14 protein-coding genes are annotated in these 14,015 nt (G+C 44.1%); 13 read left to right on the top strand and 1 reads right to left on the bottom strand.

The window, feature by feature from the left end; genetic code table 11:
• Positions 1-5: 5 nt before the first annotated feature.
• The 12 genes from nrfE (at position 6) to ATB76_RS18170 (ending at position 12,251) form a co-directional block, all read left to right on the top strand.
• Positions 6-1,913, top strand: a complete 1,908-nt coding sequence (gene nrfE / locus ATB76_RS18225; RefSeq protein ID WP_061035867.1) for a heme lyase NrfEFG subunit NrfE — start codon at positions 6-8, stop codon at positions 1,911-1,913.
• A complete protein-coding gene (locus ATB76_RS18220) occupies positions 1,891-2,424 on the top strand; it encodes a DsbE family thiol:disulfide interchange protein (RefSeq protein WP_061035866.1) in 534 nt (177 codons plus the stop codon). The genes nrfE and ATB76_RS18220 overlap by 23 nt, the downstream gene beginning before the upstream one ends.
• Positions 2,411-2,821 (top strand): cytochrome c-type biogenesis protein CcmH, encoded by a 411-nt coding sequence (locus tag ATB76_RS18215; protein ID WP_061035865.1) that lies wholly within the window; start codon positions 2,411-2,413, stop codon positions 2,819-2,821. The genes ATB76_RS18220 and ATB76_RS18215 overlap by 14 nt, the downstream gene beginning before the upstream one ends.
• Positions 2,822-2,965: 144 nt before the next feature.
• Positions 2,966-3,142 carry a hypothetical protein gene (locus ATB76_RS18210; RefSeq protein WP_038871948.1) on the top strand — a complete coding sequence of 59 codons (177 nt, stop codon included), beginning with the start codon at positions 2,966-2,968 and terminating at the stop codon, positions 3,140-3,142.
• Between the two features lie 227 nt (positions 3,143-3,369).
• Entirely contained in the window at positions 3,370-4,017 is a 648-nt protein-coding gene (ribA, locus tag ATB76_RS18205; protein ID WP_170946265.1) for a GTP cyclohydrolase II, read from the top strand.
• Positions 4,018-4,194: 177 nt separating this feature from the next.
• Positions 4,195-5,457 (top strand): imelysin family protein, encoded by a 1,263-nt coding sequence (locus ATB76_RS18200; protein WP_061035864.1) that lies wholly within the window; start codon positions 4,195-4,197, stop codon positions 5,455-5,457.
• 94 nt (positions 5,458-5,551) lie between these two features.
• Positions 5,552-6,934: a di-heme oxidoredictase family protein gene (locus ATB76_RS18195; RefSeq protein WP_061035863.1), complete on the top strand. Its 1,383-nt coding sequence runs from the start codon at positions 5,552-5,554 to the stop codon at positions 6,932-6,934.
• 10 nt (positions 6,935-6,944) lie between these two features.
• Positions 6,945-7,982, top strand: coding sequence for an imelysin family protein (locus ATB76_RS18190; RefSeq protein ID WP_038876080.1), 1,038 nt, complete (start codon positions 6,945-6,947; stop codon positions 7,980-7,982).
• The gene (locus ATB76_RS18185; RefSeq protein ID WP_045422410.1) at positions 7,963-9,045 is read left to right on the top strand and encodes a DUF1513 domain-containing protein; all 1,083 of its coding nucleotides are present in this window, start codon (positions 7,963-7,965) and stop codon (positions 9,043-9,045) included. Before ATB76_RS18190 ends, ATB76_RS18185 begins: the two co-directional genes overlap by 20 nt.
• A 104-nt stretch (positions 9,046-9,149) precedes the next feature.
• Positions 9,150-10,742 (top strand): L,D-transpeptidase family protein, encoded by a 1,593-nt coding sequence (locus ATB76_RS18180; RefSeq protein WP_038876084.1) that lies wholly within the window; start codon positions 9,150-9,152, stop codon positions 10,740-10,742.
• A gap of 173 nt (positions 10,743-10,915) precedes the next feature.
• A complete protein-coding gene (locus tag ATB76_RS18175; protein ID WP_038871788.1) occupies positions 10,916-11,464 on the top strand; it encodes a DUF882 domain-containing protein in 549 nt (182 codons plus the stop codon).
• Between the two features lie 130 nt (positions 11,465-11,594).
• The gene (locus tag ATB76_RS18170; RefSeq protein ID WP_038876088.1) at positions 11,595-12,251 is read left to right on the top strand and encodes an MBL fold metallo-hydrolase; all 657 of its coding nucleotides are present in this window, start codon (positions 11,595-11,597) and stop codon (positions 12,249-12,251) included.
• 25 nt (positions 12,252-12,276) lie between these two features.
• Here ATB76_RS18170 and ATB76_RS18165 read toward each other — a convergent pair whose 3' ends face one another.
• Positions 12,277-12,945, bottom strand: a complete 669-nt coding sequence (locus ATB76_RS18165; RefSeq protein WP_061035862.1) for a DUF2982 domain-containing protein — start codon at positions 12,943-12,945, stop codon at positions 12,277-12,279.
• Between the two features lie 271 nt (positions 12,946-13,216).
• Between ATB76_RS18165 and ATB76_RS18160 the strand changes: the two genes are divergently transcribed.
• Entirely contained in the window at positions 13,217-13,606 is a 390-nt protein-coding gene (locus tag ATB76_RS18160) for a MarR family transcriptional regulator (RefSeq protein ID WP_038871782.1), read from the top strand.
• The last annotated feature ends 409 nt before the right edge of the window (positions 13,607-14,015 follow it).

Here is a 14,015-nt window from a genome sequence, read left to right as displayed (position 1 = left end):
GTAAAATGGAAGCTGAATTGGGGTTTTTCTTACTGGTATTGGTGGTCATGGCGTCCAGCAGCGCAGCATTGTTGCACTGGTTTCGACGTGCTATCGGAAAGAACGTGGCGTTAACACATCAAATTGCCACGTCGCACATCATCAGTTTAGCTTCCGTTATCTGTCTATTGCTTCTTGTTCTTTGTTTCATTAAAGACAACTTCGCTCTTGAATATGTCATAGCTCACTCTAATAGCCATTTGCCAGTCTCTTTTAAGGTTGCTGCCGCATGGGGAGGGCATCAAGGCTCGATGCTGTTTTGGGTGGTAACGCTTAGCGTGTGGGCGTCATTTATTGCGTTTAAATCTCCTATTAGTACGCAATATATAGGTGACTGCTTAGGCATCATGAACGTCTTAATAGCCGTCTTTGCGTGGTTCACATTAACAATTTCTAACCCCTTTGAATACGCTCAAGTCCTAGCTACAGAAGGACGAGACTTGAATCCGATGTTGCAAGACATTGGGCTTATTATTCATCCACCACTGCTTTACTTAGGTTATGTCGGTTATGCCGCGATATTGGCCTTTGCTTTAGCTGCTTTGCTGGGTAAATGTCCTCTGAGTGAATGGTACGGGATTGCTCGTCGTGCCGCTTTCTTTGCTTGGGGGACACTCACTGTCGGTATTTTGGTTGGCTCTTGGTGGGCTTACAACGAGTTAGGGTGGGGCGGTTGGTGGTTCTGGGACCCAGTAGAGAACGCTTCATTATTACCATGGTTAACCGGAACCGCACTGTTACACAGCGGAGTTCTAGCTCAAAGACATAAAAGTGCTCTATGGAGTACCTATGCGTTGGCATTTGCGACTTTTAGTTTGAGTATTTTGGGAACATTCATTGTGCGCTCTGGGGTTCTTACCTCGGTGCATGCTTTTGCGGTTGATCCAACCAAAGGCTTATTACTGCTGGCGGTGTTGAGTCTGTTGGTCGTGGTCACTTTTGGGATACTTATCGTTCGAGGTGACGGCATCAAAGCTTTTAAGCTAGTTTCTCTTCTTAGCCGAGCATACTTGACTTACGTTGCGATAGGCTTGTTCGTCATTACTACAGCGATTGTTTTCTTGGGTACGTTCTACCCGATGGTCTACCAACTGTTAGGACTTGGTAATATTTCCGTTGGTGCTCCTTACTTCAACAGCTTTCTATTCCCATTGTCATTATTAGCATTGGGCGTAATGGCGATTATTCCTTTGCTTAGGTGGCAAAAGGGAGCGGATAAAAATGCTTTTATCTTTGCCTTGATTGCTATGTTGGCAGTGGTGAGCTCTGCTTTCGTGTTTGTTTTCTCGGTTGAAAGCGTGCGTACAACCAGTTTGATCACGATTATGTTAGCGGTGTGGGTTGTGGTCGCCCATTTTTTGCTGATATTAACGTCTGAGGCTAAGGTGACGCTGATTCCTATGGTAATGGCACATATTGGTTTTGCCCTCGCCGCAAGTGGGGCGGTGATAAACAGTGACTATTCTTATGAATATCATTTGCGAGTTGAGCCTGAGAGCTCGCACCAACGTTCAGACGTTAGTATTGATTATCATGGCATTGAGTGGGTAATTGGTCCAAATTACACCGCAGAACGAGCGAGTATTTATCTTCATTTGGAAGATGGTCGTACCTTGTCCCTTCAACCGGAAAAACGCCATTATCCAGTTCGAGTTATGAATATGACCGAGCCAGCCATTCGTTCATTGTGGCATGGAGACTACTATGTCACGCTAGGCGATAAAGTAGATTCCAATGCCTATGCAATTAAACTTCAGTATCGAGCCGGTATCTGGTGGATTTGGAGTGGTGGGCTAATCGCAGTATTTGGTGCGTTAATGACACTCGCGAACAAAAGAAAAAAGGTGGCACATGGTGTCGAAGAATACGCTTAAGTTGTTATTTCTTGTTAGCGTTGTGGCTTTGTTTGCTGTTCTTACGGCAACCGCTCTGTCTGACAGGCCCAATGTTGAATTGTCTGAGCAGCGCAAGTTGGTGATTCCTAGCTTTACCTCGATATCATTGCTTTCTGAAAAGGAAGTAAACCAAACCGTGTTTAAAAGCGAAGGTTATAAATTGCTGAATATTTGGGCTTCTTGGTGTGGAATATGCAAGAGTGAGCACGATGAATTACTTCTATTAGCAGAGCAGGGTGTACCCATCATTGGTTTGAATTACCGAGACCAAAAACAAGCTGCTCGTGAATATTTGAGCTTTAAACGAAATCCATATAAAGAGGTGATCAGTGATCCCAATGGAAAGCTTGCTGTTGAACTTGGTGTAATAGGTACACCAGAAACTTACTTGATTGATCAAAATGGAATCGTGTTGATCAAATATCGTGGAGAGCTCACTAAAGGTAAATGGAATGATATATTTTCGGAGTATTTTGATGTTTCGATTTAATTATCTACTCGCCTGTTTGTTAGCTTTTACGTTATTTTCATCTTTAGTGAAAGCGGAAGACATTAAGCAGAATGTTGATCTATTTCAGTTTTATTCTGTTGAAGTGCAACAACAGGCAACCGCTCTAGCCAAGACATTACGCTGTCCTCAATGCCAAAATCAAAACCTTGTTGAATCAAATGCCCCAGCGGCAAAAGACTTACGTTTAAAGGTCTACACGATGGTGAATGAGGGGAGTAGTGAACAAGAGGTCAAAGAATATTTAGTTGCAAGGTATGGGAATATTGTTCTTTATCAGCCGCCGTTTAATTATTCCACAGCATTGTTGTGGATCTTTCCTGCGCTATTTTTGATCTTTTTTGTCTTATATTCGATCCGAATGACAAAACGTAATTAATGTGATGATAATTCCACTATTAAAAATAAATTGTGCACATAACAAGCAGAATGTTATCATTTTGCAGAATTTATGAAGGCTCCAGTGAATAGCAGACCATAAAAATGAGCTGGAGAAGTAATAAAAGAACGAAAGGTGTACGCAGTGGATTCAGTTATATCGCAATTAAAAAAGGACTTTTATTCGCAGATTCGTGCATTGCAGTCACCGAAGCTGCCACAAGTCACTTCGTCTCTCGCCGTCTTAACCGACGAGGAAATTCAAGAACTCGAAGCCGTTTGGATTGAGCTCGCTGTATGGAAGCGAAGCCAAACTCATTAAACCGATTCAAACTTAGCGACTTTAAACCCCAGGCAAATTTGTCTGGGGTTTTTTTATTGTAGTTAGCTGTAAATGTTATACTATAACAAATGTAAAGTCGGCAGTTGGGGATCATTTTCGCTATGAATTCTCGCTGTTGCTAGAATAAGAGTACGCCTTGTTGTGATCTCAACATTGAAAAATGCGGTATCAATCCCCATAGTTGAAGAGCAAATGAGAGCAATCCCATGAATGCGATAACGAAAATGCATCAAGCAATAAATCGAGTGAGTGTAGATATGGCGGAAGTACGTGCCAGAGTAGATTTTAAAGTCGGGGCTAACAGCAACATAGATGCCGAAATCCTGTCTTTCCATGGCCTAAAGACAGATAAAGAGCATGTAGCAATTATCTTTAAACAAGCGGATCAAACGCAGGATATGCCTTTAGTGCGTATGCATTCTGAGTGTCTGACTGGCGATGTGTTCCACTCTTCACGCTGTGACTGCGGTGAGCAACTAGAAGAGACCATCAATCGAATGGGCGAATCAGGTGGCATTATCCTATACCTTCGTCAAGAAGGCCGCGGTATCGGTCTTTATAACAAGATTGATGCATACCGTCTTCAAAGTCAGGGTATGAATACCTACGAAGCAAATAATCATTTGGGCTTCGATGATGACTTACGTGACTTCACAGAAGCAGCACAAATGCTTGAAGCACTAGGTGTGAATAAGATTCAGCTTGTTACTAACAACCCTAAGAAGATACGCGAGTTGTCAGAGTACGGAATTGAAATCGCAGAGGTTGTCAATACTTCTGCGCACATCAAAGATGGCAATGAAAATTATCTGAAGGCGAAAGTTTCCCATGGTAAACATCACCTAAAGGTTTAATCTTTAAAGATAAATCTAACAATAAAGCATTTTAAAAGCCTCATATTTATGAGGCTTTTTTTGTATCTAGAGTTGCAAATAAATTGTAAATTTGTATTATCTCGGGACAAAAGTGCAAATAAGAATAATTAGCACTACGAATAAGATTATTAAAAACGCTCAACAAGGATGCTTCTGATGAATGCAAAAAAAGTGTTAGTCCAATCTATTGCTGCATCACTTCTCATTGCTAGTGGTTCTACGGTTGCTGCTTCAGTAACTCAACAACAAGTTGTCGAACATTACGCGGACGTTGCTCATGCTGTATTTGCTGATTCAGTGACAACAGCTAAAGCACTCGACGTAAAAATCGACGAATTCCTAAAATCCCCATCTGCTGCAAAGCTTGAAGGAGTAAAACAAGCTTGGCTTGACTCTCGTGTACCTTACCAACAGTCTGAAGTTTTCCGTTTTGGTAACGCAGTCGTTGATGATTGGGAAGGCCAGCTAAATGCATGGCCACTGGATGAAGGGCTGATCGATTACGTTGCGACAGATTACCAATACGAATTAGGTAACGAAGGCGCCTCTGCTAACATTATTGCCAATACAAGCCTACAGATTGGTGCGTCTAAACTCGATGTATCAAAAATTACACCAGAATTAATTGCGGACTTGAACGAAGTTGGCGGCTCGGAAGCAAACGTGGCTTCTGGTTACCACGCGATTGAGTTCTTATTATGGGGCCAAGACTTAAACGGCACTAACGCAGGTGCTGGTCAACGTGCTTACACAGATTTTGTTGTGGGATCTGAATGTACTAACGGTCACTGTGACCGTCGCGGCGAGTATCTAAAAGCCGCTGCTGATCTGCTGGTTCAAGACCTTGAGTGGATGGAAAAACAGTGGTCTGCAGAAGTGAAAGGCAACTACCGCGAAGAGCTACTTGCTGGCTCGGCTGAAAATGGTCTACGCAAAATGCTATTCGGCATGGGTTCTCTTTCTCTAGGTGAGCTGGCGGGTGAGCGTATGAAGGTGGCACTAGAAGCGAACTCGACAGAAGACGAGCACGATTGTTTCTCAGATAACACGCATAACTCTCACTACTACAATGAGCAAGGTATCTACAACGTTTACACTGGTACCTACAAAGGTGTAAACGGTAAAGAACTGTCTGGTCCAAGTATCGCTGATCTTGTTGCTCAAAAAGATCAAAAAGCAGCGAAAGAGATCCAAAAGCAGTTTGACATGACTCGTAGCCAAGTTGGTGAATTAGTAACGTCTGCTGAGAAGAACAACCAGCACTTCGATCAATTGATCGCAGCGGGCAACGCACAAGGCAACGCGCTAGTAAACGACACCATCATGTCATTGGTAGCCCAGACCGGTGCGATTGAGCGAGCGGCAAACATTGTCGGCATCGACAGCCTAAGCCCTGATACTGCTGACCACGAGTTTTAATCGTTCATAACCATAATAAATAAGGGCTCTTTGTGAGCCCTTTTGCCGTTTGAGCTCGTTGTTATCACCCTTGTTGTATATGTAGAGCAATGATATGAAGCCATACCTAATTTCTGCGCTAGCCGCGCTCCTTTCTTCTTCTGCCATGGCTTACGATGTTAAGTCTGGTGGCAAAACCAGTGTTAAAAAAGACGGCGCGAATGCGTATTCTCTTCCTGCTGCCAACTTGCCGATGAGTAAGCGCCTCGATTTCAGTGTAGGTAACAGCTTTTTTCGTAACCCTTGGGTACAAGCGCCAGCGTCAACAGATGCTCGTGATGGCTTAGGCCCGCTTTTTAACACTAATGGTTGTCAGAACTGTCACATCAAAGATGGCCGTGGTCATCCACCAGAAAAAGACGATTTACATGCGGTGTCTATGCTGGTGCGCTTAAGCATTCCTGCAATGACCCCAGAACAAAAGAAAGCGTTCATCAAAGACGGCGGAATTCCTGAACCAACATACGGCGGCCAGTTACAAGATTTTGCACTCCAAGACCAAAAACCAGAAGGAAAAATCGACATTACCTATACCGATGTTCCGGTGCAGTTTAAAGATGGAACGACAGTCGTTTTGAGAAAACCAAACCTGAAAATTACCGAATTAGGCTATGGTGACATGCACCCAGATACGGAATTTTCCGCGCGTGTTGCGCCGCCAATGATCGGTCTTGGTTTGTTGGAGAGTATTCCTGACGAAACGCTACTTACTTGGGCTGATGAGCAAGATGCCAACAAAGATGGTATCTCAGGCAAAGTAAATAAGGTGTGGGACATTGAGAAGGGTGACTTCTCAATTGGTCGTTTTGGATGGAAAGCAGGACAACCGACGTTGATGCAGCAAAATGCGGCGGCATTCAATGGCGATGTGGGTTTGACAAGCCATTTATTCCCGAACGAAAACTGCACCTCGAAGCAAAGCATTTGTGACGACATGCCAAATGGCGGTAAACCAGAAGTGAGTGAAAATATTCTCGACTTCGTTGAGTTTTACAGCCAGCACTTGGCGGTGCCGATTCGTCGCAATGTCAAGGATCCGAAAGTGCAACTAGGACAGCAGATCTTTGCATCATCGGGTTGTGAAAGCTGCCATAAGACCAGTGTAAAAACGGCGAAACGACCTGAATTGCCAGCGCTTTCTAAGCAGCTTATCCACCCATACTCAGACATGCTTCTGCATGACATGGGTGAAGGCTTAGCCGATAACCGCCCGGAATACTTAGCAAACGGCCGTGAGTGGCGAACTGCGCCGTTATGGGGCATTGGTTATACCGAAGAAGTAAACGGTCACACGTACTTCTTACATGACGGCCGTGCTCGTAACCTAATGGAAGCGGTGTTGTGGCATGGCGGTGAAGCTGAAACGGCAAAACAAAACGTCTTAGCACTGAACAAAAAAGAACGAGATGCATTGATTGCGTTTCTGAATTCTCTATAAGGAAGCAACCATGAAAAAAACACTGTTAGTGAGTGCGATTACCGCAACGTTAAGTTTGGTTGGTTGCCAATCGACCATTAGTTCGAGCTCTGCAAAGCCTGAGAGTACAAGTCATATTTCTCAAAGCGTGTACGAGGTCGAGTTTCAATCAGCTCAGACGTTTTTAGCGCAAAGCACAGAACTTGAACAACGCTTCGCAGATTATTGCGCATCAGAGTCGAAAAATGATGCTCAAGTAAAGCAGCAATGGCACCAAACCATGTTGTCTTGGATGTCACTTCAAGGCCAAGAGCGCGGTCCTGCTACGGCATTAGAGCAAAGTTGGAATGTTCAGTTTTGGCCAGATAAAAAGAACACCACTGGACGTAAAATGTCGGTACTGACGAAATCTGAACAAGAATGGACATCAGAGCAGATTGCGACACAAAGCGTTACTGTGCAGGGCCTGGGGGCGTTGGAATGGTTGATTTACGACAATGCATCGACACTTTCTACCAATAACAATACTTGTGCAACTGGCGTTGCGATTGCTGAAAACTTGCATGAGAAAGCACAGATCATTGCAGATTCTTGGGCAGAAAATCCATGGAAGTCATTAGAGATGGCGGAATGGGAGTCAGAGTACATTTCTCTTCTGTCGAATCAGCTTGAATACAGCATGAAGAAGCTCAGTCGACCACTAGCGAAGATTGGTAAGCCTCGCCCGTATTTTTCAGAATCGTGGCGTTCAGAGACCTCGCTTTCAAACTTAAAAGCCAACCTTCAAGGGATGGAAGCGTTGTACTTTGCTAATGGAAATGGTCTAGATGCGCTACTGAGAGAGCAAGGCCATGCAGATCTCGCAGACCGTGTCGTTCATCAGTTTGAAATGGCGTTAGAAACTTGGCCAGAAGATAAAAGCTTATTTGCTGCACTACAAACAAAAGAAGGCTATCGCATGGTGCTCGCTCAATACAATAAGCTAGAGCAATTGAAGTACTTGATCCACGAAGAAGTGGCGATCGAACTTGGTGTCGTAATAGGATTCAATGCTACCGATGGTGACTGATCAAACCCGCCGCACATTATTAAAGGCCGCTCTGTTTGGAGCTGCAGCGCCCGTTATGCCATTTGGTTGTGCTTCGACAACATCGCGAGAGGCTGCATTGATTGGCTGTTCAATCATAGGCCGAGATAAGTTTGCAGCTGTCGTCGCTGATGAACACGGTATGCCGATCACGACATTGCCGATCCCAGAGCGTGGTCATGGTGTGGCGACAAACCCACAAGGTCATGCCGTGGTTTTTGGCCGCCGACCTGGTACTTTCTTCATGGTGTTTGACTATCGCTCAGAGCAGATGATCAAACTGCAGCTAGCAAAACCGAATCGCCATTTCTATGGTCATGGTGTTTACTCCCATGATGGCACGTTGCTATTTGCCACAGAAGGGGAGAGGGGGACAAGTCGTGGGATCATTGGTGTTTATGATGTGCAAAAGCAATATCAAAAGATCGATGAGTTAACGGGCTTTGGCCTTGGGCCTCATGAAGTGATCATGATGCCGGACGGCGCATTAGCGATTGGAGTCGGTGGAGTACACACCAACGGTCGTGAACCGTTAAACCTCGACAATATGGCACCTAGCTTGAGCTACCTCTCGCAAGATGGCGAGTTATTGGATCAGGTTTCTTTACCAGATCATAAGCTAAGTATTCGTCATTTAGCTCATGATGGTGCGGAAACCGTGCTTTGTGGTCAGCAATATCGTGGCGAACCGGACGAGTATCCAGCCTTGATCTCCATGCACACGCGTGGTGGTGAAATGCAAGATCTTCAAGCTGAGCCTGAAGAGTGGGCCCGATTCAATCACTATGTGGCGAGTATTGCTGCGACAGATGAATGGATTTTAGCGACTTCTCCCCCTGGTAGTTGTTATGGAATCTGGTCTAAATCTACCGGCAAGTTGGTTGAGCTTAATGCCTTGCCGGATGCGTCTGGCGTCGTGATTTATGGCGATGAATTTCGAGTGAGTTCGGGTGCAGGAAAAGTGGTTGAGCAACGGCCATTAGAGTCAAAAAAAAGCTTCTCTAGCGGCATCCAATGGGACAACCATTGGTCGCGAATTATCTAGAAAGATCATGACTTAATTGCTTATTGAGAAATTTGTTGTCGATTTCATCTTCAGATTCTTAATTTTAAAGCTGCAACCCGTGAGATATTTGCCATACTTTTTTTATGGCAAACAACGGAAGGATCGATTCAGTGATTGCTAGATTCCTTATAATAACGGCACTTATGGTGCCGTTTTGCAGCTTTTCTACTGTAGTTTCTCTCGATGCTTCTGCACAAACAGAGCAAGAAGGGGCAGTTGCTCAGCTGTCAGTCGAGAAGATGATCCATTACCCAGAAGTGATTGATCAACTTTACCAAAGCACCAATTACCGCCTGAATTGGGAAAATGACAGTGATGTCGATCGATTAGTGTTCCAGATGAATTTGGTGGCACTAGCAGACGTAACTCAAGAGTTTGACGATCAGCTTCGTCGTATCGAACAAGTTAGAGCACAAGGTGATAAGCTTGACTTCGATCTTGTGATGACGGACTCATTGCTCATGTATCTTAGTTACCTTGAGCAAGTGCCTGAAGAAGGCATCAATTGGTTGTTCGCAAACAAAGACCACATCAAGCTTCCTGCTCCGAGCATTGAAACCCTTTCTCTGTTGAGTAATGAAATCACTGTCGGAAAGATGGGCCAATTTCTTGATGGTCTTCGTTCCCCCCTACAAATGGATGAGTCGTTTAACACGGCATTTGCGTCTTTGTCGACGTACGCCAAATTTGAGTTCCCTTTGTATCAACAAGATCAACGCTTGGCGAAAGTGGGTGACGACTTGTTTGATAAAGCAAGTTTGATTGCACGAATGCAAATTGTCGGTGTTGACGTAGGACATTTGGAGACAGAAACAACACTTTATGATGAAAATCTAGAGCTTGCAGTCAAAGAGTTTCAGCGTATTCATGGCCTAAAACAAGACGGTGTGATTGGTCCAAACACGCTTCGTTGGATTAATTTTTCGCCACAACAACGTTTACATTCATTAGCGTTAAATGCTGAGCGCTCTCGTATTTGGGCAAAAGAGCGTGACAATGTCGTATTTGTTAATGTGCCTGGGTATGAGGTCACTTATTGGCATGATGGCCAAGCTCTGTTTGAATCGAAGGTAGTGGTTGGGCGAGCGTCACGTAAGACACCAATCATGACGGGGACGTTAGATTCCGTCATTCTTAATCCTACATGGAACGTGCCTTGGAAAATCATGGTGAAAGACATCATTCCTAAGGTGAAGCGTAATCCAATGTACCTGATGGAACACAACATTCAGATTATTCGCTCTTGGACATCGCGTGAGATCATCGACCCTACGACGATCAACTGGGCAACCGTAAATCCAAGAACGTTCCCTTACCGCATGCGACAGTCTTCTGGTGCGCACAACGCATTGGGTCTGTACAAATTCAACATGCCTAATCCACAAGCGATTTACTTGCACGATACGCCAAGTAAAAACTTGTTCCAGCAAGATCGACGGGCTTATAGTTCAGGTTGTGTGAGAGTAGAGAATGCCGATCAATTAGCAGAATTGCTGTTCAAAACTCAAGGCTTAGAAGAGCGGTTAGCTAAGAAGCGTCAAAGCTCACGTCGTTCAAATAACTCCGTACCATTGAGTGAACGCATTCAAGTGCATATCATTTATCAAACGGCATGGTTAGAAGAGGGTGTGCTTTACTATCGTGATGACATTTATCAATACGATCATCAAGGGTGAGATTCGTTCTCAATTTAAAAAAATTTACAATTCATAAAATCTGTTTGCTGTTCAATAAGTAAACAAGAATTCCAGCCTAAATGTGACAAGCCGGACCAATTTATGCATTTGACGCGCTAAATTGGTTTCGGTAATGTCCGCTGCTTGTACAGTAAATGAGCAGTATCTTTTAAATGGTAAGTCGTAATTTTTCCCGTCGTGATTTTCTTAAAATGACCGCTGGTGGTGTGGTTGTCGCATCTGCAATGCCAAGTATCTCTTGGGCTGCGTTGCCTGATGAACCACGAGTACTCGCAATGAACAACTTAAACACAGGTGAGTTGCTAGAGTCCTGCTACTTCGATGGTAAAGGTTATGTGGATGAAGAGTTGAAACGCTTGGATCAGTTCTGTCGCGATCATCGCCGTAACGAAGTGCACCCAATGGATCGACGCTTGTTCGACCAAATCAGCCAAATTCAAAAGTTAATTGGGACTGAGTCAGAAGTCATTGTGATTTCCGGCTATCGCTCTCCGGTAACCAATGCATCTTTACGTAATGGCTCTTCAGGTGTAGCGAAGAAAAGCATGCACATGGAAGGAAAGGCCATTGATTTCCGTTTAGATGGCGTGAAGCTCTCTACCGTGCGTGAAGCCGCGCTTAGCTTAAAAGCGGGTGGGGTTGGTTATTATCCACGCAGTAACTTTGTTCATATCGATACCGGAGCAGTACGTTCTTGGTAACACCTTATTGATACTCTATTTTTTGCGATAAATCGCCGTGAACAACCCGTCCCACAAAGCTTGAAGTCGCTTAGGGTTAGTGTCATAGTTGCGGCAGTTTTCATGCAAATTTATTCGGTATAGGTTATCTATGGCTCTGAAATACCAAGTTGTTCCAGTAACATCTTTCTCTCAAAACTGCTCTATCGTTTGGTGTGATGAAACCATGAAGGGGATTGTGGTTGATCCAGGTGGCGACGAGAAGCAACTAGCAATGTTAATCAAAGAACTGGGTGTTGACGTTGTGAATCTAGTATTGACCCATGGTCATTTGGACCATGTAGGTGGCACTGAGCCTTTGGCTGCTATGCTGGGCGGTACAGAGATTGTTGGTCCTCATAAAGCGGACAACTTCTGGTTGCAAGGCCTAGAAGGCCAAAGCCAAATGTTTGGTTTTCCTTTGACAGAGGCCTTTGAACCTCATCAGTGGCTGAATGAAGGTGACAAGGTCACTTTTGGTCAGCAAACCCTAAATGTCATCCACACGCCAGGCCATACTCCGGGCCACGTAGTGCTTTATAGCGAAGACGCGCGTTTGGCATTTGTCGGTGATGTTCTGTTTAACGGCAGTGTTGGTCGTACAGATTTCCCACAAGGTGATTTCAACACGCTTATTGGCTCGATCAAAGAGAAACTCTGGCCACTTGGTAACGACGTTACTTTCGTCCCAGGTCATGGTCCTCAATCGACTTTTGGTCATGAGCGTAAAACTAACCCGTTTGTCGCTGATGAGATGCCGCTATACTAGAGCATGCAGATTTAGCTCTCGTAAATTATGCATCTGGCTCGGCTGCCGCTAGGTACCGTCGAGCCAACCCTACAAACTCTTCCGCCTCTCTATCCAAATCACTGGCCGAAATAAACACATCATAGCCATAGAACTTCCTTTGATATCTCATTCTATTTGCTAGCATGGCTTGTAGGCCGTCGAATTGCATTCCGTCCTCATTGATGTAGGGAGCAGGGTCGAGCACCATGTCTTCGAACTTTGTCTCGCAGTTATTTTGTCTCGCTCCCAAATAGAGCAGTGCGCGTTGGCCCAATAAAATTTCAGTTGCGATACGTGGACATATCGCGTTGAGGTAGGGCGAGTAATGCTTGAGGCGTATGCCTATCCAAGGTAGTGGTTGATGCCACCCTTCTTGCTCATAAGTACACACACCAATGGAGTCGATATTCTTCCAACGGACGACCCATCCGCCTTTGAAAAGGTGCTGCTGAAAATGCGAAGCGGTCAAGGTATAAGATACTTGGCTCTTTTTAATCATCATGATTGCAAAGCCGATGATGATGGTCATCAGCACCACAGAGAGCATCGCTTGCTTCCAGCCAGGTGAAATTAGAACCAGAAACAAGGTAATCAGCACCACAAGGAGCATGATCAGTTTGTTCACTGGGGAGTTGGATTTGAAATGTGAGTTAGTCAGATGCAGCGTTTCCATGCTTTTAACCTCAATGAATAATGAGTCTGAGGTCTCTGATTTTGATTGCTCAACTTATTGCTTATTAAGTGCAAAGAACCTCTGTTTTTATACCCAGTATTCAATAAATCCGTTCACAATTTATCTGATTAAATAGTAGACGTTCTATGCAGTGAGCGCATTTTTCATCGCGTTTCGCCGCTAAAACCTACAAATCGCTTGTGAATTTTGGTATAAAACGCGCTTCAAATTTTCATCCCTGCTGAGATGCAGTGAACTGGAGAAATATTCGATGAGACTTGCTCATAAGCGTAAGGTGCAGATGAAACTGCAAAAACGCATTAAAGCGACAGTAGCAAAAGTAGCTGCTGCACCTAAAGCGGCTAAGCCTGCTGTTGAAAAAGCAGCAGCACCTTCTGTTGCTGAGAAAGTTGTAGCTGAAAAGAAAGTAGCTGCAGCAAAAACGGTTGAGGTTGCACTTACTCCTAAGCAGCAACAAGTACTAGACATCGTTGTAGCAAATGCTGAAGGTATTAACCCTAAAGGTATTGGTCAAGCTGCAGGTCAAGAAGACACTAAAGCGGCATCATGGGCTACTGGCGCACTGAAGAAGCTTCTTGAAGAAAACCTAGTTCAAAAAGAGCAGTTAGCAGGTAACAAAGTTATCTATAAAGCAGTTTAATTACCGCTGTAATTCTGTTTTCTAATTAAATGCCTCGACATTAGTCGGGGTATTTTTTTACCTGCGATACGCTTAATAGAGTTTCTAATTGAGAATTCTAAAGATATAAAGCCGTCATTTGTCACATTTTTTTAAATACTGTGTAAATTCTTCTGCAGTCAGATACTTAAGTAGTTCCTTATTCTTATAATCCAGAATGCTAACTTAACTATCTGATTAATAGACTTTATAAAATTTAGCCATCATAAAGACTACGTATAACTACGTATAACTACGTAATACTAATGGCTAAAGCCCGTTTCAAAGCACAAATTTGTGCGTGTTCATGCCCATTTCTTACTTCCATGTAATGTCCCATCTTCTATAGCGAATCCTTATGTAATGGATGACAACAATAACCTTGGTGACA

The sequence above is a fragment of the Vibrio sp. MOR3 genome (assembly GCF_001557775.1).
GTDB classification, from domain to species: Bacteria; Pseudomonadota; Gammaproteobacteria; order Enterobacterales; family Vibrionaceae; genus Vibrio; species Vibrio jasicida.
The sequence above is the reverse complement of the archived record's forward strand: the minus strand, read 5'-3'. Positions and strand labels throughout refer to the sequence as shown.

What these genes read in the sequence shown, in the direction of transcription:
- nrfE (WP_061035867.1), top strand. Translation starts at nt 6, where the DNA reads ATGGAAGCTGAATTGGGGTTTTTCTTACTGGTATTGGTGGTCATGGCG.
- ATB76_RS18220 (WP_061035866.1), top strand. Translation starts at nt 1,891, where the DNA reads ATGGTGTCGAAGAATACGCTTAAGTTGTTATTTCTTGTTAGCGTTGTG.
- ATB76_RS18215 (WP_061035865.1), top strand. Translation starts at nt 2,411, where the DNA reads ATGTTTCGATTTAATTATCTACTCGCCTGTTTGTTAGCTTTTACGTTA.
- ribA (WP_170946265.1), top strand. Translation starts at nt 3,370, where the DNA reads ATGAATGCGATAACGAAAATGCATCAAGCAATAAATCGAGTGAGTGTA.
- ATB76_RS18200 (WP_061035864.1), top strand. Translation starts at nt 4,195, where the DNA reads ATGAATGCAAAAAAAGTGTTAGTCCAATCTATTGCTGCATCACTTCTC.
- ATB76_RS18195 (WP_061035863.1), top strand. Translation starts at nt 5,552, where the DNA reads ATGAAGCCATACCTAATTTCTGCGCTAGCCGCGCTCCTTTCTTCTTCT.
- ATB76_RS18190 (WP_038876080.1), top strand. Translation starts at nt 6,945, where the DNA reads ATGAAAAAAACACTGTTAGTGAGTGCGATTACCGCAACGTTAAGTTTG.
- ATB76_RS18185 (WP_045422410.1), top strand. Translation starts at nt 7,963, where the DNA reads ATGCTACCGATGGTGACTGATCAAACCCGCCGCACATTATTAAAGGCC.
- ATB76_RS18180 (WP_038876084.1), top strand. Translation starts at nt 9,150, where the DNA reads ATGGCAAACAACGGAAGGATCGATTCAGTGATTGCTAGATTCCTTATA.
- ATB76_RS18175 (WP_038871788.1), top strand. Translation starts at nt 10,916, where the DNA reads ATGGTAAGTCGTAATTTTTCCCGTCGTGATTTTCTTAAAATGACCGCT.
- ATB76_RS18170 (WP_038876088.1), top strand. Translation starts at nt 11,595, where the DNA reads ATGGCTCTGAAATACCAAGTTGTTCCAGTAACATCTTTCTCTCAAAAC.
- ATB76_RS18165 (WP_061035862.1), bottom strand. Translation starts at nt 12,945, where the DNA reads ATGGAAACGCTGCATCTGACTAACTCACATTTCAAATCCAACTCCCCA.
- ATB76_RS18160 (WP_038871782.1), top strand. Translation starts at nt 13,217, where the DNA reads ATGAGACTTGCTCATAAGCGTAAGGTGCAGATGAAACTGCAAAAACGC.